We start from the raw sequence: 24,062 nt of genomic DNA, 5'->3' as shown, positions 1-24,062 counted from the left end.
GACAACGAGCTGTTCTACATGGACAAGACCATGATGGTCTTCGGCGACGCCAAGAAGGTCGTGGAGGACATGGTCAAGGCCGTGGAGTAGCCACGGCGCGAACCCGCCCTGAGGCCGCCCGCGGGCGGCCTTTTTCATTGCCGGTCCGGCTCGCATGCGCCAGGCACGAGGGCCGCTATCGAATCCCCTCATGCCCGCCCTGCGGGGGCGGCACAGAATGTCCCCAGTTGAGATTCGCTGTCGGCACATGGAAAAAACCTGGTTGAACCAATACCCCGAAGGCGTGCCGGCAGAAGTGGACACGTCGCTGTACCCGTCCCTGGTGGCCCTGCTGGAAGAAAGCTTCCAGCGGCACCGCAACCTGCCCATCTGCACCTTTCTCGGCCGCAGCTTCGATTACGGGCGCATCGACACGCTCTCGGCCGCGTTTGCCGCCTTCCTGCAGGCGCAAGGCCTCAAGAAGGGCGACCGGGTGGCGATCATGCTGCCCAACACGCCGCAGTACCTGGTGGCCATGGCCGGGGTGCTGCGCGCGGGCTGCATCGTCGTCAACGTCAACCCGCTCTACACCGCGCGCGAGCTGGAGCACCAGCTGCGCGACTCGGGCGCCCAGGCCATCGTGGTGCTGGAGAACTTCGCCGCCACGCTGCAGCGCGTGCTGGGCGAGCTGCCGCAGCTGCACACGGTGGTGCTGGCGGCCATGGGCGACCTGCTCGGCTTCGTCAAGGGCGCGCTGGTGAACCACGTGGTGCGCCGCGTCAAGAAGATGGTGCCGGCCTTCTCGCTGCCCAAGGCGATCCGCTTCAACGACGCGCTGGCGCGCGGACGTGGTCTGACGCCCAAGTTCCCCGCCGTGGGCCCGGACGACGTGGCGGTGCTGCAGTACACCGGCGGCACCACCGGCGTGAGCAAGGGCGCGGTGCTGCTGCATCGCAACCTGGTGGCCAACATCCTGCAGTCCGAGGCTTGGTACCAGCCGGCGCTGGGGCGGGTCGTGCAGGGCGAGCAGCTCGTCACCGTCTGCGCGCTGCCGATCTATCACATCTTCGGCTTCTCCACGATCGTGCTGCTGTCCATGCGCGTGGGCGGCTGCTGCATCCTCATCCCCAACGCGCGCGACCTGCCGGCGCTGCTCAAGACGCTGTCCAAGCAGCGCTTCCACAGCTTCCCGGCGGTCAACACGCTGTTCAACGCGCTGGCCAACCACAAGGACTTCGGCACGGTGGACTGGAGCCACCTCGTTATCTGCGTGGGCGGCGGCATGGCGGTACAGCAGGCCACGGCGCGGCTGTGGCTGCAGAAGACGGGCTGCGCCATCGTCGAGGGCTACGGGCTGTCGGAAACCTCGCCCTCCGTGTCGTGCAACCCGGTGAACAACACGCAGTTCAACGGCACCATCGGGCTGCCGCTGCCCAGCACCGAGCTGGCCTTGCTGGACGACGCCGGCAACCCGGTGCCGCCGGGGCAGCCCGGCGAAATCGCGGTGCGCGGCCCGCAGCTCATGGCCGGCTACTGGCAGCGCCCCGACGAGACCGTGCGCGCCATGACCGCCGACGGCTTCTTCCGCACCGGCGACATCGGCACCATGGACGAGCGCGGCTACTTCCGCATCGTGGACCGCAAGAAGGACATGATCCTCGTCAGCGGCTTCAACGTGTACCCGAACGAGGTCGAGGACGTGCTCACGCAGCTGCCCGGCGTGCTGGAGTGCGCCGCGGTGGGCGTGCCCGACGGCAAGGCCGGCGAGGCGGTGAAGGTGATCATCGTCAAGAAGGACCCCGCCCTCACCGAGGACCAGGTGCGCGGCTACTGCGAGGCCAACCTCACCGGCTACAAGCGGCCCAAGGTGGTGGAGTTCCGCAACGACCTGCCCAAGTCGCCCGTGGGCAAGGTGCTGCGCCGCGAGCTGCGCGATCAGCAGCAGGCCAAGGTCGATTCCTGAGGCCCTGAAAGGCCGAGGCCCCGGCGTGCCGGGGCCTCAAGAGGTCCAGAGGTGGCGTCGGCTGCGCGCTCAGTGCAGCAGCATCTTCACGCCCACCGTCACAAGCACCACCGAGATCGAGCCTTGCACCCAGCGCGTGGGCACCTTGGAGGCCACCATCGAGCCCAGCAGCACGCCGGGGATGGAGCCCAGCAGCAGGTTCACCAGCAGCGTGCCGTCGACGTTGCCGATGAACAGGTGGCCCAGGCCAGCGATGAGCGCCAGCGGGATGGCGTGCGCGAGATCGGTGCCCACGAGCTTGTGCGGCGTCAGCCGCAGCGGGTAGAGGTGGACCATCATCACCGTGCCCAGTGCGCCGGCGCCGATGGAGGTCAGCGTCACCAGCACGCCCAGCACCGCGCCGGCCACCGAGGTCAGCCAGCGCTGCAGCTTCTTGAACACCTCGGGCTGGCCGATGCGCTGGCGGCGCCCGGCCTGGTGCAGCCAGGGCTTGAGCAACATGCCCGCAGCGGTGGCCATCAGCGCCACGGCCACGGCGTTGATGATCAAGCCGTCGCTCACGCGCTGCGATCCCGACCACTGCATCCACACCAGCGTCAGCGCCGCCGCGGGCAGGCTGCCCAGCGCCAGGCGGCGCACCACCTGCCAGTCCACGCTGCCGTGGCGGTGGTGCACGGCGGTGCCGAACATCTTGGTGACGGCAGCCACCAGCAGGTCGGTACCCACGGCCGTCTGCGGCGCGATGCCGAAGAACAGCACCAGGATCGGCGTCATCAGGGCGCCGCCGCCCACGCCGGTGAGCCCCACCACGATGCCCACCAGCAGGCCCGAAATGGTTGTCGGTGCGTCGAAATTCATGCCAAAACTCCCTTCGAGCCGTTGATGACCCGTCTCTGCGCTCCGGCAGCGCGGATGGCGCCCAGTGCTGCGGCACACTCGCGGCCGCAATGAATCCCCGTATGCATGTGGCGCTGGCCTTGTCGGCCGGCGCGGAAATCGACCTGCCCGAGGCGGCAGCCCGTCATGTCCAGGTACTGCGCCTGCAGCCGGGCGCCAGCGTGACCCTGTTCGATGGCCGGGGCGGCCAGTGGCGCGCCCAGGTGCTGCAGATGGGCCGGCGCTCGGTGAGCGTGCAGGTGCTGGAGCACGAGCCGCTGGAGCGCGAGCTGCCCATGCCGGTGACGTTGGCGCTGGGCGTGCCGGCCAACGACCGCATGGACTCGCTGGTGGAAAAGGCCGCCGAGCTCGGCGTCGCCGCCATCCAGCCGCTGCTCATGGAGCGCTCGGTGCTGCGCCTGGCCGACGAGCGCGCCGCGCGCAAGGTGGCGCACTGGCAGGCCGTGGCGGTGTCCGCGTGCGAGCAGTGCGGACGCAACCGCGTGCCGGTGCTGCTGCCCATGCGCACGCTGCACGAGTGGCTGCAGCTCGATGCCGAGCCGGGCCAGCGCCTGGTGCTGAGCCTGGCGGCGGACACGCAGCCCCTGCCGCGCGCCGTGCCCTCTCCGCTGTCGCAGCCCGTGACCTTCCTCAGCGGCCCGGAAGGCGGCCTCTCCAGCGTCGAGGAGGCCACCGTGCGCGACCACGGCTTCATGCCCGTGACGCTGGGCTCGCGCGTGCTGCGCGCCGACACCGCGCCGCTGGCGGCGCTGTCCTGGCTGGGCGTGAGCGCGCTCGGCTGAACACGGGAGCCAGGGGCAGCGCTTCATCGGAGTCGCTTCAGGCGCCGGGCGCGTCGTCGCCGGGCGTTGCGGGGGCTGCGCGGCGTGCCGAGCCGGCCACCAGGTCGAACCGGAACAGCCGGCATTCGATGGGGCCGTTCCACATCGGTACGCGGCGGCTCTCCTTGAGCCGCATGAGCGAGGGCAATTTCATGTCCGGCGTGAGAACCCACGCGGTCCAGCCGGCGTAGTGGCGCTTCCAGTGCGAGGCCAGGCCGGCGAAGAAGGCCTCCGAGCTGCCGCCGCCCTCGAAGCTCTCGCGCGCCGCGGCCGGCGCCTGGCCGTGGCCCTTGGGCGCCAGGCGCTCGCCGTAGGGCGGGTTGAGCATCAGCACGCCCGCGTCGGCGGGCGCCGGGCGCTGCAGCGCATCGGCCGTCTTGAACTGGATGGCCTGCGCCACGCCGGCGCGCTCGGCGTTGCGGGTGGCGAAGTCGGTCATGCGGAAGGCGACGTCGCCGGCGTACACCTGGGTCCGCGGCGCGTGCACCGCAGCGCGCGCGGCCTGCTGCAACTCGCGCCACTGCGGCAGCAGCGCGCGGAACGGCCCCAGGCGCTCGAAGGCGAAGCGCCGCTGCAGCCCGGGCGCAACCCCGCAGGCCAGCTGCGCCGCCTCGATGGCGATGGTGCCGGCGCCGCAGCACGGGTCCAGCAGCGGCGGGTCCTCCGCGCGGCCCTGCCAGCCCGCGGCCGCCAGCATCGCCGCGGCCAGCGTCTCCTTCAGCGGCGCCTCGCCCTGCACCTCGCGCCAGCCGCGCTTGAACAGGGCCTCGCCCGAGAGGTCCACGTAGAGCATCGCCTGCTCCGGGCCCAGGTGCAGCACCAGCGGCAGATCGGGATGGCGCGTGTCCACGCTGGGACGCTCGCCGCAGTGCTCGCGCATCACGTCGCACACCGCGTCCTTGATGCGCAGGTTGGCGAAGTTGAGGCTGCGCAGCGGCGAGCGCTGCGCCGTGCTGTCCACGCGCAGCGTCTGGCGCGGCGTGATCCAGTCCTCCCAGCGCACGCGACGCGCCAGCTCGTAAAGATCGTCTTCGTCGCGGTACGGGCCCCAGGTCAGCTCCAGCAGCACGCGCTGCGCCAGGCGGCTGTGCAGGTTGAGCTGCAGGGCCGTGGACAGCGGGCCGTGCACGCGCACGCCGCCGCGCAGCGGCTCGATGTCGCGCTCGTCCAGCGCGGTGATGCGCTGCACTTCGTCGGCGAGCAGTGGCTCCACCCCGGCGGCACAAGGCAGGAAAAGAACGGTTTCGGTCACGGAATTGGTCCTGGAGCGGAGGCCCCTGGGGCAAATCGCGGACCGGCTCGGGCAGCACCCCACGCAAAGCCGGGGCTGCCAGGCGGCCCCGGACGCGCCGAAGGGCTCGGAAAGAAAAAGCTGCGGCGGCGGGTTACAGCGCCTTGCGCAGGTTGGCCGGCGCGATCTTGAGCGCCTCGCGGTACTTGGCCACCGTGCGGCGCGCCACCTGGATGCCCTGCTCTTCCAGCATCGCGCTGAGCTGGCTGTCCGACAGCGGCTTCTTGGCGTCCTCGGCGCCGATGAACTGCTTGATGAGCGCGCGCACCGCGGTGCTGGAGGCGTTGCCGCCGGCGTCGGTGTTGAGCGAAGAGCCGAAGAAGTACTTCAGCTCGAAGGTGCCGTAAGGCGTGGCCATGTACTTGGCCGTGGTCACGCGCGAGATGGTGGACTCGTGCAGCCCCAGCTCGTCGGCGATCTCGCGCAGCACCAGCGGCTTCATCGCGATCTCGCCGTGGGTGAAGAAGGCCTTCTGGCGTTCCACGATGGCGGTGGACACGCGCAGGATGGTGTCGAAGCGCTGGAGGATGTTCTTCATGAACCAGCGCGCCTCCTGCAGCCGTGCCGACAGTCCGGCGCCCGAGCCGTTGCGCTGGCCGCGGATGGCTTGGGCGTAGAGGTCGTTGATGCGCAGCTTGGGCATCACGTCCGGGTTGAGCACCACCTTCCAGCCCCGGCCGGCCTTCTGCACGATCACGTCGGGCACGACGATGTTGGCCTCGGCGCGCGTGAAGGGGCGCCCGGGCTTGGGCTCGCAGCCGCGGATGAGCGCCTGCGCCTCGCGCAGCAGGTCCTCGTCGGCATGCGTGAGCGCCATGAGGCGGCGCGTGTCGCGCCGGGCCAGCAGATCCAGGTGCTCGCGGCACACCGCGACGGCCACGGCCTGCGCCGCGCAGGGCTCCTGCGTCTGCAGCTGCAGTACCAGGCATTCCGGGAGGTCGCGCGCGCCCACGCCGGTGGGCTCCATGCTCTGCAGCCAGCGCAGCGCGCAGCGCAGCCGGCCCAGCAGGTCCTCGCGCGCCTCCTCGATCTCCTCGCCCTCGCCGGGCATGAGCTGCGCGGCGATCTCCTCCAGCGGGTCGGCCAGGTAGCCGTCGTCGTTGAGCGACTCGATGAGCACGTGCACCGCCGCGGCGTCCTCCGCCGACAGCCGCATGCCCAGCAGCTGCGTGCGCAGGTGCTCCTGCAGCGAGACGCCGCCGCTGCCGCGCTCCTGGGGCTCGAAGTCCTCGTCGCCGCCGGTGCCGGAGGACGGCGTCTCGCGGATGCCGTCGAAGTCGTCGCGCTCGGTGCCGTTTTCCCAGTCCTCGCGCTCGGTGGCGCCGAACTCGGCGCTGTCCACGCCGCTCACGTCGGTGTCGTCGCGGCCGTCGGTGTCGTCGCGCTCGGTGCTCTCGCTGCTGGTGCGCTCGGGCGCGGCGGCGCGGTCCAGGCTTTGTTCGTAGGTGGGAACACCGTCCTCGTCGGCTTCCAGGAACGGGTTCTGTTCGAGCATCTGCTCGACTTCCTGGTGCAGTTCCAGCGTCGAGAGCTGCAGCAGCCTGATCGACTGCTGCAACTGCGGCGTCAGCGCCAAGTGCTGCGACAGCCGGACTTGCAAGGACGGTTTCATGACTTCCCCAACTTCAGTTCATTCACATCCGGAAGTGCTCGCCGAGGTAGACCTTGCGCACGTCGGCGTTCTCGACGATCTCCATCGGCGTGCCTTCGGCCAGCACGCGCCCCTCACTGATGATGTAGGCGCGGTCGCAGATGCCCAGCGTCTCGCGCACGTTGTGGTCCGTGATCAGCACGCCGATGCCGCGTGCCTTGAGGAATCCGATGATTCGCTGGATCTCGATCACGGCGATCGGGTCCACGCCCGCGAAGGGCTCGTCCAGCAGGATGAAGCGCGGCTGCGTGGCCAGCGCGCGGGCGATCTCCACGCGGCGGCGCTCGCCGCCGGAGAGCGCCGGCGCCGGGCTGTGTCGCAGCTTCTCGATGCCCAGCTCCGACAGCAGCTCTTCCAGCATGGTGGAGATGGCCTGCGCCTTGAGCGGCCGGCCCTGCGCGTCGAGCTGCAGCTCCAGCACCGCGCGCACGTTCTCCTCGACCGTGAGCTTGCGGAAGATCGAGGCTTCCTGCGGCAAGTACGACAGCCCCAGCCGCGAGCGCTGGTGGATGGGGCGCTGCTGCACCTCCTGCCCGTCGATGAGGATGCGCCCCGCATCCGCCCGCACCAGGCCCACCACCATGTAGAAAGTCGTGGTCTTGCCCGCGCCGTTGGGGCCCAGCAGCCCCACCACCTCGCCCGCGCCCACGGCCAGGTGCACTTCCTTGACCACCTGGCGCGGCCCGTAGCGCTTCTGCAGGCCCTCGGCTTCGAGCCGGCTGGCCGGGGCCGGCTGCGTGTCCGGGATGGCGCTCAGGGCGGCGCTCATCAGCGCGAGGCGCCGGACGCGGCCGGCGGCGGTGGCGTGAGCACGGCGCGCACGCGGCCGCCCGAGGCGTTGTTGCCGGCCACGCTGAAGAGCTCGGCGCGGTTGTCGTAGGTGATGAGCTCGCCGGTGATCTCGTCGGCCACGCTGCTGCCGCGCAGGCGCCGCACGTGGGCGTTGCCGGTGAGCTTGAGCAGGTCGCTGCGGCTGTCGTAGTCGATGCGGTCGGCCGTGCCCTCGATGTACTCGTCCAGGCCCTCGCGCTTCTGGCGGAAGGTGGCCTGCGTCCCCGGCACGCCCAGTGCGGTGGCGGTGCGGTGGCCCTCGCCCACCTCGCGCAGCTCCATGCGCTCGGCCTTGATGCGCATGGTGCCCTGCGTCACCAGCACGTTGCCGTTGAAGACGACAACCTGCTTGAGCATGTCCACCGTGCCGGGCTTGTTGGCCTCGATCACCAGCGGCTGGCTGCGGTCGGCCTGGTCGGCCTGGACGGCGCCGCCGGCCAGGGCCAGCGCGGCGCTCATGCATAGGGTTCGGAGGCGGTATGGGCTCATAAGGGCACGAAACTTGCAGACCATTCTAGCCACAGTTCGTGCCCCGCGCGCCGCCGGCGCGCGTCCTGGTCGGGAAAGGCGCCGGCCCGGTGAATTGTCACGGCCGGCGCGCCGACGTCATCAGCCGCTCTTGCGCACCACGCCGATCAGGTATTCGGTGGTGGCCAGCGCGCGCTCGTTGGAGCCGGCCAGCGAGCCGGAGGTGAAGAAGCGGCCCTGGACGCCCATGGAGGGCACGCCGTCGATCTTGTAGGCCTCGGACAGCGCCTTGGCCTGGCGCACCTTGGTGGCCACGCCGAAGGACTTGAAGGCCTCGGTGAACTTGGCGCCGTCCACGCCGTTCTCGCTCATGAAGGCGACGATGTCGGCGTCCTTGTCCAGGCGCTTGCGCTGCTGGTGGATGGCGGCGAAGACCTTGCGGTGCATCGCCTCGACTTGCCCCATCGCCTCCAGCGCGTAGAACACGCGGGCATGCGTCTCGTGCAGCGCCGTGAAGGCCACGGGCACGCGGCGGAAGGCCACGTCGGCGGGCACCTTCTTGCTCCAGGCATCGAGCTGCGGCTCGAAGGCGTTGCAGTGCGGGCAGCCGTACCAGAAGAACTCGACCACCTCGATCTTGCCCGGCGAGGACGTGGGCACCGGGGTGCCCAGCTTCACGTAGTCCTTGCCTTCGGTGAAGCCGGCCTGGGCCTGCGCGGCGGGGGAAGCACCCAGGGCCAGCCCGGCGGCGGCCAGGGCGCAGGTGAATTCACGACGTTTCATGTGTTCCGGTTCCTCGGGTCAAAGGCCACGGCGGGGGAGGCGGCCCGCCAGGGCTCGGAAGTCTTGTCTCCGGGCGCTCAACGCTCCACGCGCACCAGGGCCGATTCGATGGTGCTGCCGCGCAGGCGGTCCTGCGTCATCTCGGCCTCTTCTTTGCGTTCGAAGGGTCCCAGCCGCACGCGGAAGACGGTCCGGCCGCTCTGCTCGCGCTCGGTGACGCGGGCCGTGTAGCCCAGCATCGCCAGCCGCGCGCGCTGCTGCTCGGCGTCTTCCACGCGCGAGAAGGCACCCACCTGCACGAAGTACGTGAACGCATCAGCCTCGGCGCGGGTGGACCGCGTCGTGGTCGAAGGCGTCGGATTTGTGACCGACGGGGGCGTGGCGCTCTCGCTGCCGGAGAGGATGGCCGCGGGGTCGCGCGTGGACTTGGCCGCGGGCGGCGTGGCCGGGACGGCCGGCGGCGGGGCCGGGCGCGTGCGCGGGGTGACGGCCTCGGGCGCCGTGGGCGGCGTGACCGGCGCCGTGGCGGTGCTGCGCGGCGGCTCGGCCGGCGGCGCGGGCAGCGGCGCCACACCGGGATCGGCGGGCACGGGCGCCGGGGCCGGGGCTTCCGCGGGCGGCGGCGGCGAGCGCTTGCCCGCCAGCGGCGCGTTGGGATCCCAGCGCTTGTTGCGCTCGGCCTCGGCCGCCTCCTGCTCGGGCGTGCGCTGCGGCACCTTGTCCACGAAGGGTACGGGCACCTTGGTCACGTACAGCGCCACGCCCAACGCCAGTCCCAGGCCGACCAGCAGCCCGATGACGATGCCTACGCCGAAGCCGCCCTTCTGGTACTTCATGGCTGCACGCTGGCCGCGGGAGCGGTTTCTTCGCCGCGCTGCATCGCCTGCGGCGCCGACACGCCCAGCAGCGCCAGCGCGTTGCGCAGCACCTGGCGCGTGGCCGACAGCAGCGCCATGCGCGCCCCGGCCAGCGCCGCGTCATCCACCAGGAAGCGCTCGGCGGCGTAGTAGCTGTGGAACGCGGCGGCGACGTCGCGCAGGTAGAAGGCGATGTCGTGCGGCGCGAGGTCGCCCGCGGCGCGTTCGAGCACCTGCGGGAACTCGGCCAGCTTCATCATCAGCGCCAGCTCGGTGGGCGCGGACAGCAGCGACAGGTCGGCGTCGGCCGGCACCTCGCGCCCGAACTGCGCCAGCACCGAGCAGATGCGCGCATGCGCGTACTGCACGTAGAAGACCGGGTTCTCGTCGCTGTGCTTGAGCGCGAGGTCCACGTCGAACACGAACTCGGTGTCGGCCTTGCGGCTGATGAGGAAGAAGCGCACCGCGTCGCGGCTGGTCCAGTCGATGAGGTCGCGCAGCGTGACGTAGCTGCCGGCGCGCTTGGAGATCTTGACCTCCTGGCCGCCCTTCATGACCGTGACCATCTTGTGCAGCACGTAGTCCGGGTAGCCCTGCGGGATGCCGACATTGGCCGCCTGCAGCCCGGCGCGCACGCGCGCGATGGTGCCGTGGTGGTCGCTGCCCTGGATGTTCACGACCTTCGTGTAGCCGCGCTCCCACTTGTTGATGTGATAGGCGACGTCGGGCACGAAGTAGGTGAAGGTGCCGTCGGACTTGCGCATCACGCGGTCCTTGTCGTCACCGTAGTCGGTGGAGCGCAGCCACAGCGCGCCGCCTTCCTCGAAGGTCTTGCCGGCGTCGACGAGCTTCTGCACCGTGGCCTGCACGCGACCGTCGCCGTAGAGGCTGGACTCCAGGAAGTAGTTGTCGAAGCGCACGCCGAAGGCCTGGAGATCCAGGTCCTGCTCGTGGCGCAGGTAGGCCACGGCGAACTGGCGGATGCTGTCGATGTCTTCGGGCTGCCCCGAGGCGGTGAACTCGCGGTCGTCGGCCTTGACGGTCTTGCCGGCCTTGAAGTCGGCGGCGATGTCGGCGATGTAGTCGCCGTTGTAGGCCGACTCCGGCCACTCGGCGTCGCCGGGCTGCAGGCCCTTGAGGCGCGCCTGCGTTGAGGCGGCCAGGGTGCCGATCTGCACGCCGGCGTCGTTGTAATAGAACTCGCGCGTGACGTTCCAGCCCTGCGACTCGAACAGGTTGCAGATCGAGTCGCCCAGCGCGGCCTGGCGGCCGTGGCCCACGTGCAGCGGGCCAGTGGGGTTGGCGGAGACGAACTCCACCATCAGGCGCTGGCCGTTGTCTGCCTTGCGGCCGAAGGCATCGCCGCCGGCGCGGATCTCGGCCACCACCTGCTGCTTGGCCGCCGGGGCCAGTCGCAGGTTGATGAAGCCGGGGCCGGCGATTTCCACCGACTGCACCCAGCGCTGCACGGCCGGCTGCGCCTGCAGCGCCTGTACCAGCTGCTGCGCGAGCTCGCGCGGGTTCTTCTTGAGCAACTTGGCCAGCGCCATGGCGGCGGTGACGGCGAGGTCGCCGTGCGAGGCCTGCTTGGGCGACTCGAAGCTGAATTGCGCGCTTGCTTCGGCGCCGATGTCTGCGACGGCTGCGCGCAGCGCGGCGAGCAGCTCCTGCTTGGCTTGGATCATCGGTAGATTCTACGAGGCGGGGTTCGGGGCATCCCTGATGCGCGCCACAATGGTCCGCATGCCTGCCGATGCTGCCGCATCCGTTCCCGCTGCCCCGCTGCCACGCGCCATCGGCAAGTACCGGGTGCTGTCGCGGCTGGGCGAAGGCGCCACCAGCGAGGTGTTCCTGGCGCGCGACGACTTCCTGGGCCGCGAAGTGGCGATCAAGCGCGCGCACCCGGTCGCCGCGCTGGGCGGCGACATCACCATGCCGCAGCTGCAGGCGCGCTACTTCGCCGCCGAGGCGGCGCTGGTGGGCAAGCTGCAGCATCCCAACGTGGTGCAGATCCTGGACGCGGTGCCCGACGCCAAGGCGCCGTACCTGGTGATGGAGTACGTGCCCGGCACCACGCTGCGCCACTTCTGCCGCCCCGACCGGCTGCTGCCGCTGGAGCAGATCGTGGAGATCGGCTTCAAGTGCGCGATGGCGCTGGGCTACGTGCACCGCCAGGGGCTGATCCACCGCGACGTGAAGCCGGCCAACGTGCTGGCGTTGCTGCAGCGCGAGCAGGTGGTGGACATCAAGATCAGCGACTTCGGCAGCGTGCTGCAGCTGGAGTCGGACCGCACGCAGGTGTTCCGCGTCGGTTCGCTGTCGTACATGTCGCCCGAGCAGCTCGACGGCGCCGCGCTGGACGCGCGCTCGGACATGTACTCGCTGGGCGCGGTGCTCTACCACCTCGTCAGCGGGCGCGCGCCCTTCGACGCGCCCACGCAGGCGGCGCTGATGGGCCAGATCTACACCGCCGCACCGCCACCGCTGGCCAGCCTGCGCGAGGGCGTGCCCGAGGCGCTGGAGGCGCTGGTGCACGCCGCGCTGGCCAAGCGGGCGCAGGAGCGCCCGGCCACCTGGGAGGACTTCGCGCAGCGCCTGGCGGAGCTGGTGTCGCGGCGGCTCATCCCGATGGGACGGCTGCAGGCCCCGCTGGACTCCGAGCGTTTCGGCCTGCTGCGCACGCTGGAGTTCTTCGGCGAGTTCGACGACGTGGCGCTGTGGGAGGTGGTGCACCGCGCGCGCTGGCAGCGCTTCCCCGTGGGGCACGCGCTCTACCGCAAGGGGGAGCAGGGCACGAGCTTCCACATCCTGGCGCAGGGCGAGGTGGAGGTGCGGCGCGACGGCGAGATCACGGCGCGGCTGGGCGCCGGCACCTCGGTGGGCGAGATGGCCTACCTCGCGCCCAGCCCCGAGCTGCGCACCTACAGCAGCGACGTGCTGGTGGCGCAGCCCTGCATCACCGTGAGCTTCACGCCCGAGACGCTGCCGCAGCTCAGCGCCTCCACGCGGCAGCTCTTCGACGCCGCCTTCATCCGCGTGCTGGTGCGGCGGCTGCACGCCGCACACGAGGCGCTGGCGCACCCGCGGCGCATCGTCTGACGCGCGCCAAGCGGCTGCGGGCTTGTGCCCATTGGTGGCAGTGCAAGCGCTTTGCTTCAATGCCTTGCGGCCTGTCGCCGCGCATCCAGAGGAAGGAGAGCTTCATGACCAAAGCCGCTCTTGCAGCGCTGTTGTGTGCCTGTGCCTTCGCCGCCCAGGCGGCCGACCCGGCCCCGGCCGCGCCGGCCGACAAGCCCGCCGCCAAGGCCCCCACGGCCCAGCAGAGCAAGATGAAGTCGTGCAACACGCAGGCCGAGGGCAAGAAGGGCGACGACCGCAAGGCCTTCATGAAGGAATGCCTGTCGGCCAAGGGCAGTGACGCCACGTCCACGGCCGCCACGCCGCAGCAAAGCCGGATGAAGGAATGCAACACGCAGGCCGACGGCAAGAAGGGCGACGACCGCAAGGCCTTCATGAAGGAGTGCCTGGCCAAGAAGGCCTGAAGCCGCCGCGCGCGGATTTCGTCCCGCCAAAGCCCGGCCCGGCCGGGCTTTTTGCTGCCCGGGCGCAGCGTTCTCAGCCCACGGCCGATTGCCAGTACAGCGGGTCGCCCCAGCTGTGCTTGAGAAAGTCGATCCACAGCCGCACCCGCAGCGGCAGGTGACGGCGCTGCGGGAACACGGCGTAGATGCCGTTGGGCGGGGCGGCGAAGTCGTCGAGCACGCTGCGCAGCGTGCCGCGCGCCAGCTCCGCCTCCACCTCCCAGGTGCTGCGCCAAGCCAGGCCCAGGCCGGCCAGGCACCACGCGTGCAGCACCTGGCCGTCGCTGCAGTCGAGCCGGCCGCTGGGGCGCAGGTGCTGCAGCTGCCCGTCCACCATGAAGGCCCAGCCGCGCGTCTGGCTGGCTTCGGAGCTCAGCGTCAGGCACTCGTGGCGCTGCAGCTCGCCGGGGTGCTGCGGCACGCCCGCGCGCTGCAGGTAGGCGGGCGAGGCCACGCAGCGGCGGCGGTTGTCGGCCAGCCGCACGCTCACCAGGCTGGAATCGGGCAGGTCGCCCACGCGCACCGCGCAGTCGAAGCCCTCGTTGACGATGTCCACCACCCGGTCGCTGAGGTTGAGCGAGAGGCTGACCTCCGGGTGCTGCGCCAGGAAGCGCGGCACCAGCGGCGCGACGTGGCGGCGCCCGAAGCCCGCCGGCGCGGTGATGCGCAGGTGGCCGCTGGCCTTGACGCCCCCGGCGCTGACGCTGGCCTCGGCGTTGGCCAGGTCGGCCAGCACGCGCTGCGCGTCCTCCAGGAAGGCGCTGCCCTCGTGCGTGAGCGTGATGCGCCGCGTGGTGCGCAGCAGCAACTTCACGCCCAGGCGCTCCTCCAGCGCATCGATGCGGCGCCCGATCACGGCCGGCGCCACCCCTTCGGCTTGCGCCGCGGCGGTGAGGCTGCCCTTGGCGGCGACGGCAACGAACGATTCGATCTGCTTGAGGCGGTCCATGCCGCAAGCGTAGTGCACGCCAACGCATCAATGGACACGTATTGACCGCTGATCACTGACCAAATCGAGCGTTATCGCAAGGGACAGGCCAGTGGCTTCGGTTCATTTTTACTTGGAAGTCACTAATCTTTAGCAATTGACGTTCTTAATGTGTGCACAGCGATGGAATAAATTCCCGCTTATGGATGCCCCTCTCACGCCGCGCGCGGTGCTCTTCGACGCCTACGGCACGCTGTTCGATGTCTACAGCGTGTCGTTGCTGGCCGAGCAGCTCTATCCGCGCCGTGGCGAGGCGCTGGCGCAGCTGTGGCGGGACAAGCAGATCGAGTACACGCGGCTGCTGACCATGAGCGGGCGCTACCAACCCTTCTGGGACCTCACCCGCGCCGGGCTGCGCTTCGCGGCGCAGCGCCTGGGCCTGCCGCTGCCGGCGGCGGACGAGGAGCGGCTGATGAACCAGTACCGGCACCTGAGCGCCTTCCCGGAGAACCTGGAGGTGCTGCAGGCGCTGAGGGCGCGCGGCATCCGCGCCGGCATCCTGAGCAACGGCGACCCGGAAATGCTGGGGGTGGCCGTGCGCAGCGCGGGCTTTGCCGAGCTGATCGACCCACTGCTGTCGGTGCACGCCGTGCGCCGCTTCAAGACCGATCCGGCTGCCTACGCGCTGGGCCCGCAGGCCCTGCAGTTGCCCGCGCGCCAGATCCTTTTCGTTTCCAGCAACGGCTGGGACGCCATCGGCGCCACCTGGTACGGCTACACCACGCTGTGGGTGAACCGCTCCGGGGGTCCGCTGGACCCGCTGGACACCGAGCCCACGCGTCGCGGCAGCAGCTTGCGCGACGTGCTGGGCTTCTTTCCCGACTGACCTTTCTTTGAACGCGAGCCCGAACATGACTGCACGCACCACCGTCCATCGCCTCCAGGTTGCCACCGAGCTTTACCGCTTCGTCGAGGACCAGGTCCTGCCGGGCACCGGCATCGACAGCGCGCGCTTCTGGGCCGGCTTCGACGCCATCGTGGCCGACCTGGCGCCGCGCAACGCCGCGCTGCTGGCCGAGCGCGACCGCCTGCAGACCGAGCTCGACAACTGGCACCGCGCCAATCCCGGCCCGATCACGGACATGGCGGCCTACCGCGGCTTCCTGGAGTCCATCGGCTACCTGCTGCCGCAGCCGCAGGGCGCCAAGGCCACGACCTCCAACGTGGACGCCGAGCTGGCGCTGCAGGCCGGCCCGCAGCTGGTGGTGCCCATCCTCAACGCCCGCTACGCCCTGAATGCCGCCAACGCGCGCTGGGGCTCGCTGTACGACGCCCTGTACGGCACGGACGCGCTGCCCGAGACCGACGGCGCCGAGAAGGGCCAGGGCTACAACCCGGTGCGCGGCCAGCGCGTGATCGAGTTCGCGCGCAATTTCCTGGACCAGGCCGCCCCGCTGGCGCAGGGCTCGCACCGCGACGCCACGGCCTACCGCGTCGAGGGCGGCCAGCTCGCCGTCACGCTCAAGGACGGCACCCGCGCCGCGCTGGCCGATCCGGCGCAGCTGGTGGGCTGGCAGGGCGAGGCCGGTGAGCCTTCGTCGGTGCTGCTGGTGCACAACGGGCTGCACGTGGACATCCGCATCGACCGCGGCACCACCATCGGCGCCTCCGACGCCGCCGGCGTGAGCGACGTGGTGGTGGAAGCCGCGCTGTCCACCATCCTGGACCTGGAAGACTCCGTCGCCGCGGTGGACGCCGCCGACAAGACGCTGGCCTACGCCAACTGGCTGGGCATCCTCAAGGGCACGCTCACCGAGCAGGTCTCCAAGGGCGGCAAGACTTTTACTCGCGGCCTGAACGCCGACCGCATCTACAACGGGCCCAACGGCGAAGTGCGGCTGCACGGCCGCTCGCTGATGTTCCTGCGCAACGTCGGCCACCTGATGACCAACCCGGCCATCCTGTGGGGCGACGAGGGCCGCGAGATCCCCGAAGGGATCATGGACGCCGTCATCACCACCACCATCGCGCTGCACGACCTGCAGGGCCACGGTGCCAACGGCCTGCGCAACTCGCGCACGGGCTCGGTCTACATCGTGAAGCCCAAGATGCACGGCCCGGCGGAAGTGGGCTTCGCCGATGAGCTGTTCGGCCGCGTCGAGGAACTGCTGGGCCTGCCCAAGCACACGGTGAAGCTGGGCATCATGGACGAGGAGCGCCGCACCAGCGTCAACCTGCAGGCCTGCATCGCCGCGGCCGCCGCGCGTGTGGCCTTCATCAACACCGGCTTCCTGGACCGCACCGGCGACGAGATGCACAGCGCCATGCAGGCCGGCCCGATGCTGCGCAAGGGCGACATGAAGACCAGCGCCTGGATCCAGGCCTACGAGCGCAACAACGTGCTGGTGGGCCTGTCCTGCGGGCTGCGCGGCCGCGCCCAGATCGGCAAGGGCATGTGGGCCATGCCCGACTTGATGGCCGCGATGCTGGAGCAGAAGATCGCGCACCCGAAGTCCGGCGCCAACACCGCCTGGGTGCCCTCGCCCACCGCCGCCACGCTGCACGCACTGCACTACCACCAGGTCAGCGTGGCCCAGGTGCAGCAGGAGCTGGAGAAGATCGACGCCGCCGCCGAGCGCGACACGCTGCTCACCGGGCTGCTGACCATCCCCGTGGTGGCCGAGGCCAAGTGGAGCGCCGCCGAGGTGCAGCAGGAGCTGGACAACAACTGCCAGGGCATCCTGGGCTACGTGGTGCGCTGGGTGGACGCCGGCGTGGGCTGCTCCAAGGTGCCCGACATCCACAACGTCGGCCTGATGGAAGACCGCGCCACGCTGCGCATCTCCAGCCAGCACATCGCCAACTGGCTGCACCACGGCGTGACGAACCAGGAGCAGGTGATGCAGACGCTGCAGCGCATGGCGCGCGTGGTGGACGAGCAGAACGCGGGCGACCCGTCCTACAAGCCCATGGCCGGCAACTTCGACACCAGCGCCGCCTTCAAGGCCGCGTGCGACCTGGTCTTCAAGGGCCTGGAGCAGCCCAGCGGCTATACCGAGCCGCTGCTGCACGCCTGGCGCCTGAAGGTCAAGGCCGGCACGGCCTGATCGGGGCCCGGCACCGGGGCTGCGCCGCCCGCCGTGGCGGCGCAGGGACCCCGGCGGCACCCGCGTGCCGCCGGGCCCGGAAATGCAGGAAATGCAAAGAGGCCGCGACAGCGGCCTCTTTCGTTGATGGGGGTGCCTGGAGGCGCCTTCAGCGCGGGTCGCCGCCCGCGTCCGGGGCGCGGCGCCAGCACTGCACCAGCCACCACAGGGCGCTGACCACCACGTAGGCGGCCAGCCCGGTGAGGGTGGCCATCAGTGCCAGGCCCAGCAGCAGCGGCTTGCCCACGCCCTGCAGGCGCTGCCACAGCGCGCGCCACCAGGGCTGTTCCGGCGCCGGCGCCTCGGCGCGGGCCGCGGCGGAAGTGGCCAGCACCGGCGGCGCGTCCGGGTCAGGCTCGCCCAGCACCGTGGCGCCCAGGCGCCAGGCGGCGTAGTACAGCGGCGCCACCGTCACCGGGTTGGTGACGAAGGTGCTGACCACCGCCGCGGGCAGGTTGGCGCGCAGCAGCACCGCGGCGGCGGCCGACAGCGGCATCTGCGCGATGGGGATGAGCAGCCCGAAGAACATGCCGATGGCCAGGCCCAGCGCGATGGCGTGGCGGTTCACGGTCCAGAGCCCGGGATGCGCGATGGAGGGGCCGAGCCAGCGCAGCCATCGCTGCCGCCCCAGCGTCTCCGGCGTGGGCCTGAAGCGGCCGAGGCAGGTGGCGGCCTTGAAGGCAAAGCGGTCGACGGGCAGGCGCATGGCTTGCAGCATGGCACCAAGCGTCGCAGGGTGCTGCCCTGTTCAGCGCCCCGCGACAGGGGGAAAGCAGGGGTTGCGCCGCGCCGTCAAGGGCTCACGCGCTGAGCCTGCCGGCGTGCCGCGGTTCGAGGGCGCCTTCGCAGGCTGCGCAGTACCGCGCCCAGGGCGTCAGCCGCAGCCGCCGGGCGGCGGGTTGACCCGGGTCAAGCACGGGCCCTGCCTAGAATCCCGGCCACCATGGAGAACATCAACCAAGCCTGTGAGGTGCTGGTCGTGGGCGCCGGGCCGGCCGGCAGCGCGTGCGCGCAGATGCTGGCGCGCGCCGGCCTGGACGTGCTGCTGGTGGACGAGCAGGCGTTCCCGCGCGAGAAGATCTGCGGCGACGGCCTGATCCCGGACGCACTGGCGGCGCTGCGGCGCCTGAACGTGTTCGAGGAGGTGATGGCGCAGGCGCAACGCGTCTCGCACGTGGCTTGCATCGGCCCGCGCGGCGGCCGCGTGGACGTGCCCGGCACGATGGCGGTGCTGCCGCGGCGCGAGCTGGACATGATCCTGTGCACGGCGGCGCGGCGCGCCGGCGTGCGCTGGCTGGCGCCGGCACGCTTCGAGGCGCCGCTGGTCGAGGGCGAGCGGGTGGTGGGCGCGCGGCTGCGCGTGGACGGGCAGCCGCTGGAGGTGTCGGCGCGCTGGGTGGTGCTGGCCACCGGGGCGAAGCCGCAGGCCCTCATCGCCGCCGGGCTGTGCGAGCGCCACACGCCCAGCGGCGTGGCGCTGCGGGCCCATGTGCGCCACGAGGGCTTGGCGCAGCGGCTGCATGCGCTGGAAGTGGTGTGGCACCGCAAGCTGCGCGGCGGCTACGGCTGGATCTTTCCGGGACCGGGAGGCGTGTTCAACATCGGCGCCGGGCTGCTGGGCAGCCACCAGGCCGACGCGCAGGGCCATGGCCACATGCAGCCCGTGAACCTGCGCCAGCTGTTCGCGGACTTCACCGAGGTCTATGCCCCGGCGCGCGAGCTGATGGCCGAGGGCGAGATGGTGGGCGAGCTCAAGGGCGCGCCGCTGCGCTGCTCGCTCACCGGCGCGCGCTGGTCGCGCTCCGGAATGCTGGTGTGCGGCGAGGCCGCGGGCAGCACTTATGCCTTCACCGGCGAGGGCATCGGCAAGGCCATGGAGACGGGCCTGCTGGCGGCGCAGGCGCTGCAGGCAGCGCGTCCGGAGTCGCTGTCCGATGCGCAGGTGCGCGCGCGCTACGAGGAGTCGATGCAGGCACTGCGCACGCGCTTCTCCCTCTACGAGAAGGCCAACCGGATCAACGACCATCCCTGGCTGGCCGACTTGGTGATCTGGCGCGCGCGGCAGAGCCCGTCGATCCTGCGGCGTCTGAGCGGCGTGCTGGACGAGCGCAGCAACCCCGGCCACCTGCTGACCGTGCGCGGGCTGATGAAGCTGCTCGTGCCCGGGCAGTAAGGGGCGGTCCGAGGATCCAAGACCGCGGCCGGTGGCGGGCCTCCCGCCGCGGGCCGCGCCCACGGCCTCCTGCACAATTCCCGCCATGTGCCAACTCCTGGGCATGAATGCCAACACGCCGACCGACGTGATGTTCAGCTTCACGGGGCTGGCCACCCGTGCGCACGAGCACAAGGACGGCTTTGGCATCGCCTTCTTCGAGGACCGCGGCGTGCGGCTGTTCGTGGACCACTACGGCGCGCGCCAGTCGCCGGTGGCCGAGCTGCTGCAGCGCTGCCCGATCCGCAGCCAGAACGTCATCGCCCACATCCGCAAAGCCACGCACGGGCGCACCGCGCTGGAGAACACGCATCCGTTCATGCGTGAGCTCTGGGGCCGCTACTGGGTGTTCGCCCACAACGGCGACCTCAAGACGTTCGAGCCGCGGCTGCACGGCGCTTTCCGGCCCGTGGGCGACACCGACAGCGAGCGCGCCTTCTGCTGGCTGATGCAGGAGCTGGCCAAGGCGCATGCCAGCGTGCCGGCGCTGCCCGAGCTCACGCGCACGCTGGGGGAGCTGGTGCCGCAGCTCAATGCGCGGGGCAGCTTCAACTTCCTGCTCTCCAACGGCCAGGCGCTGTGGGCGCACGGCTCCACGCGGCTGTTCTGGCTGCAGCGCCGCCACCCCTTCCGTCCCGCGCGGTTGCGCGACGAGGACCTGACGGTGGACTTCTCCCAGCTCACCACGCCGCAGGACCGCGTGGCCGTGATCGCCACCGAGCCGCTTACCGCAGACGAGGAGTGGACGCCCTTCGCGCCCGGCGAGCTGCGGCTGTTCATCGACGGCGCGCCGGCCTGAGGCCGGCCGCACCGCCACAGCCTCAGTCGCCGGCGCCCTGGAGCTGCTCCAGCACGCGCCGCGCCGTCTCCAGCAGCCGGTCCGGCTGCACGCCGGCGGGCTCGGCCACGCGCTGCACCGTTTCCTTCAGGCGGTCGGGGTCGTGCATCAGGCTGTGCGCCACGGCCGACAGTGCCAGCACCAGCGGGCGCTGCAGCCCTGAGGGCAGAGCCGCGCCGCCCTGCACGGCGATGTGGTGGCGCACGCAGGCCACGGCCGAGCCGGCCAGGCCCCAGCTCTCGCACAGGGCCGCGCCCAGCGCGTCGTGGCTTACGCCGAAGCGCTGGCGCTCCAGCCGGGTCAGCGCCACGTCGTCGTTGCCGGCGTCCTTGAGCATGATCCGGTAGTGCGCGCAGTCGTGGCGGAAGAGCACCGCCTTTCCGCACTCCTCGAACAGACCGGCGGAATGCGCGGCCCAGCCGTCGGTGCTGCTCAAGCGCTGCGCCATGCGGCCCATCAGCAGCCCGCGCTTGACGGCGCACTGCCACAGCGGCTCCAGCTCCAGCGCTGGCGGGAAGACGGCGCGCAGCCCGAACTCGAAGGTGATGGCCGCCACCTCGCGCAGGCCGAGGTACGTCAAGGCCTGGTGCACCGTCTGCACGCGGCCGCGCAGTCCGTAGAGCGAGGAGTTGACGGCACGCAGCACGGCTGCAGCCAGCGCCATGTCGGTCTCGATGAGCGCGGAAACGGCCTGCAGGCCGGTGTCTTCACGCGACAGCAGCGGCGTGAGCTGCGCCAGCGCGTGGGGTTGGGTCGGAATGTCGACGTCGAGGCGACGTAGTTCAGGATCGACGGGCATGGCACAGCCTGCGGTGCGGGGGGCAAACACGGCGATGGTACGCGGCAGGCGCATGCAGACGCTTACGCATCACAGCCGTAATGCATCAAAGCTGGTCTTCAGGATCAACGCGCTCACCACAGTGATGAAAATTGCACGCACGAAGCCGGCGCCGTGACGCAGCGCCAGCCGTGTGCCCAGCAGGCTGCCGCCCACGTTGGCCGCGGCCAGCACCGGGGCGATGTGCCACCACACGTGCCCCTTGGGCGCGAACAGCGCCAGCGCCGCGATGTTGGTGGCCAGATTCAGCAGCTTGGCGCTGGCCGAGGCGTGCAGGAAGTCGTAGCCCAGCACGCGCACGAACAGGAACACGAAGAAGCTGCCCGTACCCGGACCGAAGAAGCCGTCGTAGAAGCCCACTGTGGCGCCCACCACGGCGGCGGCCAGCGCCTCGTGGCGGCCGACGAAGCGCGGACAGTGGGTGCGGCCCAGGTCCTTGCGCGCCAGCGTGTAGACGAGCACCGCCAGCAGCAGCAGCGGCAGGGCGCGCTTGAGCCCCGAGGGACTGACCAGCGTGACGGCCCAGGCGCCCAGGAAAGCGGACACGAGCGCCGCCACCACTGCCGGCCAGAGCGTGCGCCAGTTCAGTTGCACGCGGCGCGCGTACTGCGTGCAGGCCCAGGCCGTGCCCCAGACCGAGGCGCTCTTGTTGGTGCCCAGCAGCGTGGCCGGCACGGCTTGGGGGTAGACCGCGAACAGCGCCGGCGTGAGCACCAGCCCGCCGCCCCCAACGATGGCATCAATGAAACCCGCCAGGGCCGAAGCCAGGGCAACGAGCAGCAACTCGGACATGAACAGCAAAAAACGGAGATGCAGGACGAAAAAAAAGCGCCGGTCAAACCGGCGCCCTTGAATTGTGACAGCGGGCCGCTATGGGGGCGGCGCTTCGCTCACTTCTTTGAATCGTTCTGAACAGTCTCCTCGGCCTCCGTCCAGACAACACCTGCCGAGGAGGCGGCGTTGCTGCGAGTCCGCGCAATGTAAGCAGTTGCGTTGACCTCGACATCGGTATTTACCCGGTTGAGTGTGTCCGACGGTGTCTCGCGCAGTATCCAGTGCGCGGCACGCTCGGCGATCATGAGCGTGGGCGAGTTGGTGTTGCCGCTGGTGATGGTGGGCATCACGCTGGCGTCGGCCACGCGCAGGCCGCGCACGCCGCGCAGCCGCAGCCGGGCGTCAACCACCGCCTGCTCGTCGTCCGCGCGCCCCATGCGACAGGTGCCCACGGGATGGAAGATGGTGGTGCCGATGTCGCCGGCCAGCCGCGCAAGCTCCTCGTCGCTCTGGAACTGCGGGCCGGGCCTGAATTCCTGCGGCTGGTACGGCGCCAGTGCGGGCATGGCGACGATGCGCCGCGTCAGGCGCAGCGACTGCGCGGCGACGTGCCGGTCCTGCTCGGTGCTGAGGTAGTTGGCACGGATGGAAGGCGGCTGCGCCGGATCGGGCGAAACTATCTGTATCTGCCCGCGCGAGCTGGGGTTGAGGTTGCAGACGCTGGCGGTGAAGGCGTCGAAGGCATGCAGCGGCTCCCCGAAGGCATCCAGTGACAGCGGCTGCACGTGGTACTGCAGATCAGGCCAGGCGCGCGAGGGATCCGAACGGGTGAAGGCGCCGAGCTGCGAGGGCGCCATGCTCATGGGACCGCTGCGCTTGAGCAGGTACTCCAGACCAATGCGCGCCTTGCCCGTGAGCGAGCTCGCCAACGTGTTGAGCGTGCGCACGCCGCGGACCTTGAACACGGCACGGATCTGGAGATGGTCCTGCAGGTTCGCGCCCACGCCGGGCAACTCGTGACGCAATGCAATGCCCAGACGCTGCAGCAGCGGCGCCGGCCCAATGCCCGAGTGCTGCAGCAACGCCGGCGTGCCCACGGCGCCGCTGGCGAGCACCACCTCGCGGGCGGCCCGTACCTGCACTGGCGCACCGCCTCCCAGCCGCATCTCGATGCCCGTGGTCCGCTGCACGCCATCGCAGTCGCGCTCCAGCAGCACGCGCGTGACGGTGGCGCCGGTCTGCACTGTCAGGTTGGCCCGAGAGCGCGCCGGCCGCAGGAAGGCCTTGGCGGCGTTCCAGCGCACGCCGCTGCGCTGGTTGACTTCGAAGTAGCCCACGCCCTCGTTGTTGCCGCGGTTGAAGTCCTCGCTGGCCGGGATGCCCGCCTGCTGCGCCGCCTGTGCGAAGGCGTCCAGGATCTCCCAGCGCAGACGCTGGCGCTCCACGCGCCACTCGCCGCCGAGCCGCGTGCCGCTGGGGTCGAAGCCCGGCGCGGCATGCATCTCGTCAGCACCGCGCCAGTGATCTTCGTGGCGCAGGAAGAAGGGCAGGCACTGCGGCCAGTTCCAGGCCTCGTCGCCGCAGATCTCCGCCCACTGTGCGTAGTCGCGCGACTGGCCGCGCATGTAGATCATGCCGTTGATGCTGGAGCAGCCGCCCAGCACCTTGCCGCGCGGGTAGCGCAGTCGCCGCCCGTTGAGACCGGGATCGGCGTCGGTGTGGTAGAGCCAGTCGGTGCGCGGGTTGCCTATGCAGTAGAGATAGCCGACCGGGATGTGGATCCACAGGTAGTCGTCGCGCCCGCCCGCCTCGACCAGCAGCACGCGGTGTCTGGAGTCGGCGCTGAGCCGGTTGGCCAGCAGGCAGCCGGCGGTGCCAGCGCCCACGACGATGTAGTCATAGGTTGTGCTCGTCTCGGTGTTCATGGCGGGTCTTCGTGTCTTGCGGACACCGGTGGAAGGCCGCGTGGCGGCCAAGCCAAGGCATGCTAGGGCGATGCCCAAGAGAGACACCACCGTGCTTTACAGCAGAAGGCGCAAGGGCATGGCGCCGGCCCGGTGGAAGCGTCGCGAGTCTTGCACCGGCCGTCGTGTACAGCGCGCCTCACGGTACCGCTACAGAGCAAAAAAGCATCGACGGCTGTTGTGTTTCCAGCTCGGGGAACCGGACTACCAGGGTTGTGCCCGGGTTTGCTACGGGTTTGT

The 24,062-nt window shown here is 70.6% G+C and carries 22 protein-coding genes; 9 read left to right on the top strand and 13 right to left on the bottom strand.

Features of this window, described 5'->3' with window-relative positions:
• On the top strand, nt 1-90 hold a 90-nt coding region (locus tag H537_RS53875; protein WP_156902144.1), incomplete at its 5' end, for an NAD(P)(+) transhydrogenase (Re/Si-specific) subunit beta.
• A gap of 157 nt (nt 91-247) precedes the next feature.
• Entirely contained in the window at nt 248-1,942 is a 1,695-nt protein-coding gene (locus tag H537_RS0135265) for a long-chain-fatty-acid--CoA ligase (protein WP_029001647.1), read from the top strand.
• 69 nt (nt 1,943-2,011) lie between these two features.
• Here the strand turns inward: H537_RS0135265 and H537_RS0135260 are convergent, their stop codons facing one another.
• On the bottom strand, nt 2,012-2,800 hold the full coding sequence (locus tag H537_RS0135260) for a sulfite exporter TauE/SafE family protein (protein WP_043461461.1): 789 nt from the start codon (nt 2,798-2,800) through the stop codon (nt 2,012-2,014).
• A gap of 89 nt (nt 2,801-2,889) precedes the next feature.
• Between H537_RS0135260 and H537_RS0135255 the strand changes: the two genes are divergently transcribed.
• Complete coding sequence (locus tag H537_RS0135255) at nt 2,890-3,621, top strand: 16S rRNA (uracil(1498)-N(3))-methyltransferase (RefSeq protein ID WP_029001645.1); 732 nt, start codon at nt 2,890-2,892, stop codon at nt 3,619-3,621.
• 37 nt (nt 3,622-3,658) lie between these two features.
• Here the strand turns inward: H537_RS0135255 and H537_RS0135250 are convergent, their stop codons facing one another.
• The 7 genes from H537_RS0135250 to argS all read right to left on the bottom strand — a co-directional run bounded on the left by H537_RS0135250 (nt 3,659) and on the right by argS (nt 11,226).
• A complete protein-coding gene (locus tag H537_RS0135250; protein WP_029001644.1) occupies nt 3,659-4,912 on the bottom strand; it encodes a THUMP domain-containing class I SAM-dependent RNA methyltransferase in 1,254 nt (417 codons plus the stop codon).
• 133 nt (nt 4,913-5,045) lie between these two features.
• Entirely contained in the window at nt 5,046-6,563 is a 1,518-nt protein-coding gene (locus H537_RS0135245) for an RNA polymerase factor sigma-54 (protein ID WP_029001643.1), read from the bottom strand.
• 22 nt (nt 6,564-6,585) lie between these two features.
• Nucleotides 6,586-7,371 carry an LPS export ABC transporter ATP-binding protein gene (lptB, locus tag H537_RS0135240; RefSeq protein ID WP_043461459.1) on the bottom strand — a complete coding sequence of 262 codons (786 nt, stop codon included), beginning with the start codon at nt 7,369-7,371 and terminating at the stop codon, nt 6,586-6,588.
• Entirely contained in the window at nt 7,371-7,892 is a 522-nt protein-coding gene (gene lptA, locus H537_RS47350; protein ID WP_169517154.1) for a lipopolysaccharide transport periplasmic protein LptA, read from the bottom strand. The genes lptB and lptA overlap by 1 nt, the downstream gene beginning before the upstream one ends.
• A gap of 150 nt (nt 7,893-8,042) precedes the next feature.
• The gene (locus H537_RS0135230; RefSeq protein WP_029001641.1) at nt 8,043-8,684 is read right to left on the bottom strand and encodes a thiol:disulfide interchange protein DsbA/DsbL; all 642 of its coding nucleotides are present in this window, start codon (nt 8,682-8,684) and stop codon (nt 8,043-8,045) included.
• A gap of 77 nt (nt 8,685-8,761) precedes the next feature.
• A complete protein-coding gene (locus tag H537_RS0135225; RefSeq protein WP_029001640.1) occupies nt 8,762-9,520 on the bottom strand; it encodes an SPOR domain-containing protein in 759 nt (252 codons plus the stop codon).
• A complete protein-coding gene (gene argS / locus H537_RS0135220) occupies nt 9,517-11,226 on the bottom strand; it encodes an arginine--tRNA ligase (RefSeq protein ID WP_029001639.1) in 1,710 nt (569 codons plus the stop codon). Before argS ends, H537_RS0135225 begins: the two co-directional genes overlap by 4 nt.
• Before the next feature lie 58 nt (nt 11,227-11,284).
• Between argS and H537_RS0135215 the strand changes: the two genes are divergently transcribed.
• Nucleotides 11,285-12,640, top strand: a complete 1,356-nt coding sequence (locus H537_RS0135215) for a serine/threonine-protein kinase (protein ID WP_156902143.1) — start codon at nt 11,285-11,287, stop codon at nt 12,638-12,640.
• A 104-nt stretch (nt 12,641-12,744) separates the two neighbouring features.
• Nucleotides 12,745-13,083: a PsiF family protein gene (locus H537_RS0135210; protein ID WP_029001637.1), complete on the top strand. Its 339-nt coding sequence runs from the start codon at nt 12,745-12,747 to the stop codon at nt 13,081-13,083.
• Nucleotides 13,084-13,156: 73 nt separating this feature from the next.
• Here the strand turns inward: H537_RS0135210 and H537_RS0135205 are convergent, their stop codons facing one another.
• Complete coding sequence (locus H537_RS0135205) at nt 13,157-14,071, bottom strand: LysR family transcriptional regulator (RefSeq protein ID WP_029001636.1); 915 nt, start codon at nt 14,069-14,071, stop codon at nt 13,157-13,159.
• Between the two features lie 181 nt (nt 14,072-14,252).
• Here H537_RS0135205 and H537_RS0135200 point away from each other — a divergent pair, with 181 nt between their 5' ends.
• Entirely contained in the window at nt 14,253-14,936 is a 684-nt protein-coding gene (locus H537_RS0135200) for a haloacid dehalogenase type II (protein WP_029001635.1), read from the top strand.
• A 25-nt stretch (nt 14,937-14,961) separates the two neighbouring features.
• A complete protein-coding gene (locus tag H537_RS0135195; RefSeq protein ID WP_029001634.1) occupies nt 14,962-17,157 on the top strand; it encodes a malate synthase G in 2,196 nt (731 codons plus the stop codon).
• Between the two features lie 148 nt (nt 17,158-17,305).
• On the opposite strand, the gene H537_RS47345 is transcribed toward H537_RS0135195, so the two are convergent.
• Nucleotides 17,306-17,902, bottom strand: a complete 597-nt coding sequence (locus H537_RS47345; RefSeq protein WP_051244325.1) for a DUF2062 domain-containing protein — start codon at nt 17,900-17,902, stop codon at nt 17,306-17,308.
• A gap of 237 nt (nt 17,903-18,139) precedes the next feature.
• Here H537_RS47345 and H537_RS0135185 point away from each other — a divergent pair, with 237 nt between their 5' ends.
• On the top strand, nt 18,140-19,369 hold the full coding sequence (locus H537_RS0135185; protein ID WP_043461457.1) for a geranylgeranyl reductase family protein: 1,230 nt from the start codon (nt 18,140-18,142) through the stop codon (nt 19,367-19,369).
• An 85-nt stretch (nt 19,370-19,454) separates the two neighbouring features.
• A complete protein-coding gene (locus H537_RS0135180; RefSeq protein ID WP_029001632.1) occupies nt 19,455-20,207 on the top strand; it encodes a class II glutamine amidotransferase in 753 nt (250 codons plus the stop codon).
• 22 nt (nt 20,208-20,229) lie between these two features.
• On the opposite strand, the gene H537_RS0135175 is transcribed toward H537_RS0135180, so the two are convergent.
• The 3 genes from H537_RS0135175 to H537_RS47340 all read right to left on the bottom strand — a co-directional run bounded on the left by H537_RS0135175 (nt 20,230) and on the right by H537_RS47340 (nt 23,783).
• On the bottom strand, nt 20,230-21,045 hold the full coding sequence (locus tag H537_RS0135175; RefSeq protein WP_029001631.1) for an HDOD domain-containing protein: 816 nt from the start codon (nt 21,043-21,045) through the stop codon (nt 20,230-20,232).
• Between the two features lie 69 nt (nt 21,046-21,114).
• The gene (locus H537_RS0135170) at nt 21,115-21,876 is read right to left on the bottom strand and encodes a sulfite exporter TauE/SafE family protein (protein WP_029001630.1); all 762 of its coding nucleotides are present in this window, start codon (nt 21,874-21,876) and stop codon (nt 21,115-21,117) included.
• A 98-nt stretch (nt 21,877-21,974) separates the two neighbouring features.
• Nucleotides 21,975-23,783, bottom strand: a complete 1,809-nt coding sequence (locus H537_RS47340) for a GMC family oxidoreductase (protein WP_084151196.1) — start codon at nt 23,781-23,783, stop codon at nt 21,975-21,977.
• Nucleotides 23,784-24,062 lie beyond the last annotated feature (279 nt).

It is taken from the genome of Azohydromonas australica DSM 1124 (assembly GCF_000430725.1).
Taxonomy (GTDB): Bacteria; Pseudomonadota; Gammaproteobacteria; order Burkholderiales; family Burkholderiaceae_C; genus Azohydromonas; species Azohydromonas australica.
Note: the sequence above shows the minus strand (reverse complement) of the source record. Positions and strands in the feature narration are given on the sequence as shown.

Coding starts and splice junctions, on each gene's coding strand:
- H537_RS47340 (WP_084151196.1), bottom strand. CDS start 23,783: ATGAACACCGAGACGAGCACAACCTATGACTACATCGTCGTGGGCGCT.
- H537_RS0135185 (WP_043461457.1), top strand. CDS start 18,140: ATGGAGAACATCAACCAAGCCTGTGAGGTGCTGGTCGTGGGCGCCGGG.
- lptB (WP_043461459.1), bottom strand. CDS start 7,371: ATGAGCGCCGCCCTGAGCGCCATCCCGGACACGCAGCCGGCCCCGGCC.
- H537_RS47345 (WP_051244325.1), bottom strand. CDS start 17,902: ATGCGCCTGCCCGTCGACCGCTTTGCCTTCAAGGCCGCCACCTGCCTC.
- H537_RS0135195 (WP_029001634.1), top strand. CDS start 14,962: ATGACTGCACGCACCACCGTCCATCGCCTCCAGGTTGCCACCGAGCTT.
- H537_RS0135225 (WP_029001640.1), bottom strand. CDS start 9,520: ATGAAGTACCAGAAGGGCGGCTTCGGCGTAGGCATCGTCATCGGGCTG.
- H537_RS0135260 (WP_043461461.1), bottom strand. CDS start 2,800: ATGAATTTCGACGCACCGACAACCATTTCGGGCCTGCTGGTGGGCATC.
- H537_RS0135175 (WP_029001631.1), bottom strand. CDS start 21,045: ATGCCCGTCGATCCTGAACTACGTCGCCTCGACGTCGACATTCCGACC.
- H537_RS0135230 (WP_029001641.1), bottom strand. CDS start 8,684: ATGAAACGTCGTGAATTCACCTGCGCCCTGGCCGCCGCCGGGCTGGCC.
- H537_RS0135200 (WP_029001635.1), top strand. CDS start 14,253: ATGGATGCCCCTCTCACGCCGCGCGCGGTGCTCTTCGACGCCTACGGC.
- argS (WP_029001639.1), bottom strand. CDS start 11,226: ATGATCCAAGCCAAGCAGGAGCTGCTCGCCGCGCTGCGCGCAGCCGTC.
- H537_RS0135215 (WP_156902143.1), top strand. CDS start 11,285: ATGCCTGCCGATGCTGCCGCATCCGTTCCCGCTGCCCCGCTGCCACGC.
- H537_RS0135180 (WP_029001632.1), top strand. CDS start 19,455: ATGTGCCAACTCCTGGGCATGAATGCCAACACGCCGACCGACGTGATG.
- H537_RS0135170 (WP_029001630.1), bottom strand. CDS start 21,876: ATGTCCGAGTTGCTGCTCGTTGCCCTGGCTTCGGCCCTGGCGGGTTTC.
- lptA (WP_169517154.1), bottom strand. CDS start 7,892: ATGAGCGCCGCGCTGGCCCTGGCCGGCGGCGCCGTCCAGGCCGACCAG.
- H537_RS0135245 (WP_029001643.1), bottom strand. CDS start 6,563: ATGAAACCGTCCTTGCAAGTCCGGCTGTCGCAGCACTTGGCGCTGACG.
- H537_RS0135255 (WP_029001645.1), top strand. CDS start 2,890: ATGAATCCCCGTATGCATGTGGCGCTGGCCTTGTCGGCCGGCGCGGAA.
- H537_RS0135205 (WP_029001636.1), bottom strand. CDS start 14,071: ATGGACCGCCTCAAGCAGATCGAATCGTTCGTTGCCGTCGCCGCCAAG.
- H537_RS0135265 (WP_029001647.1), top strand. CDS start 248: ATGGAAAAAACCTGGTTGAACCAATACCCCGAAGGCGTGCCGGCAGAA.
- H537_RS0135210 (WP_029001637.1), top strand. CDS start 12,745: ATGACCAAAGCCGCTCTTGCAGCGCTGTTGTGTGCCTGTGCCTTCGCC.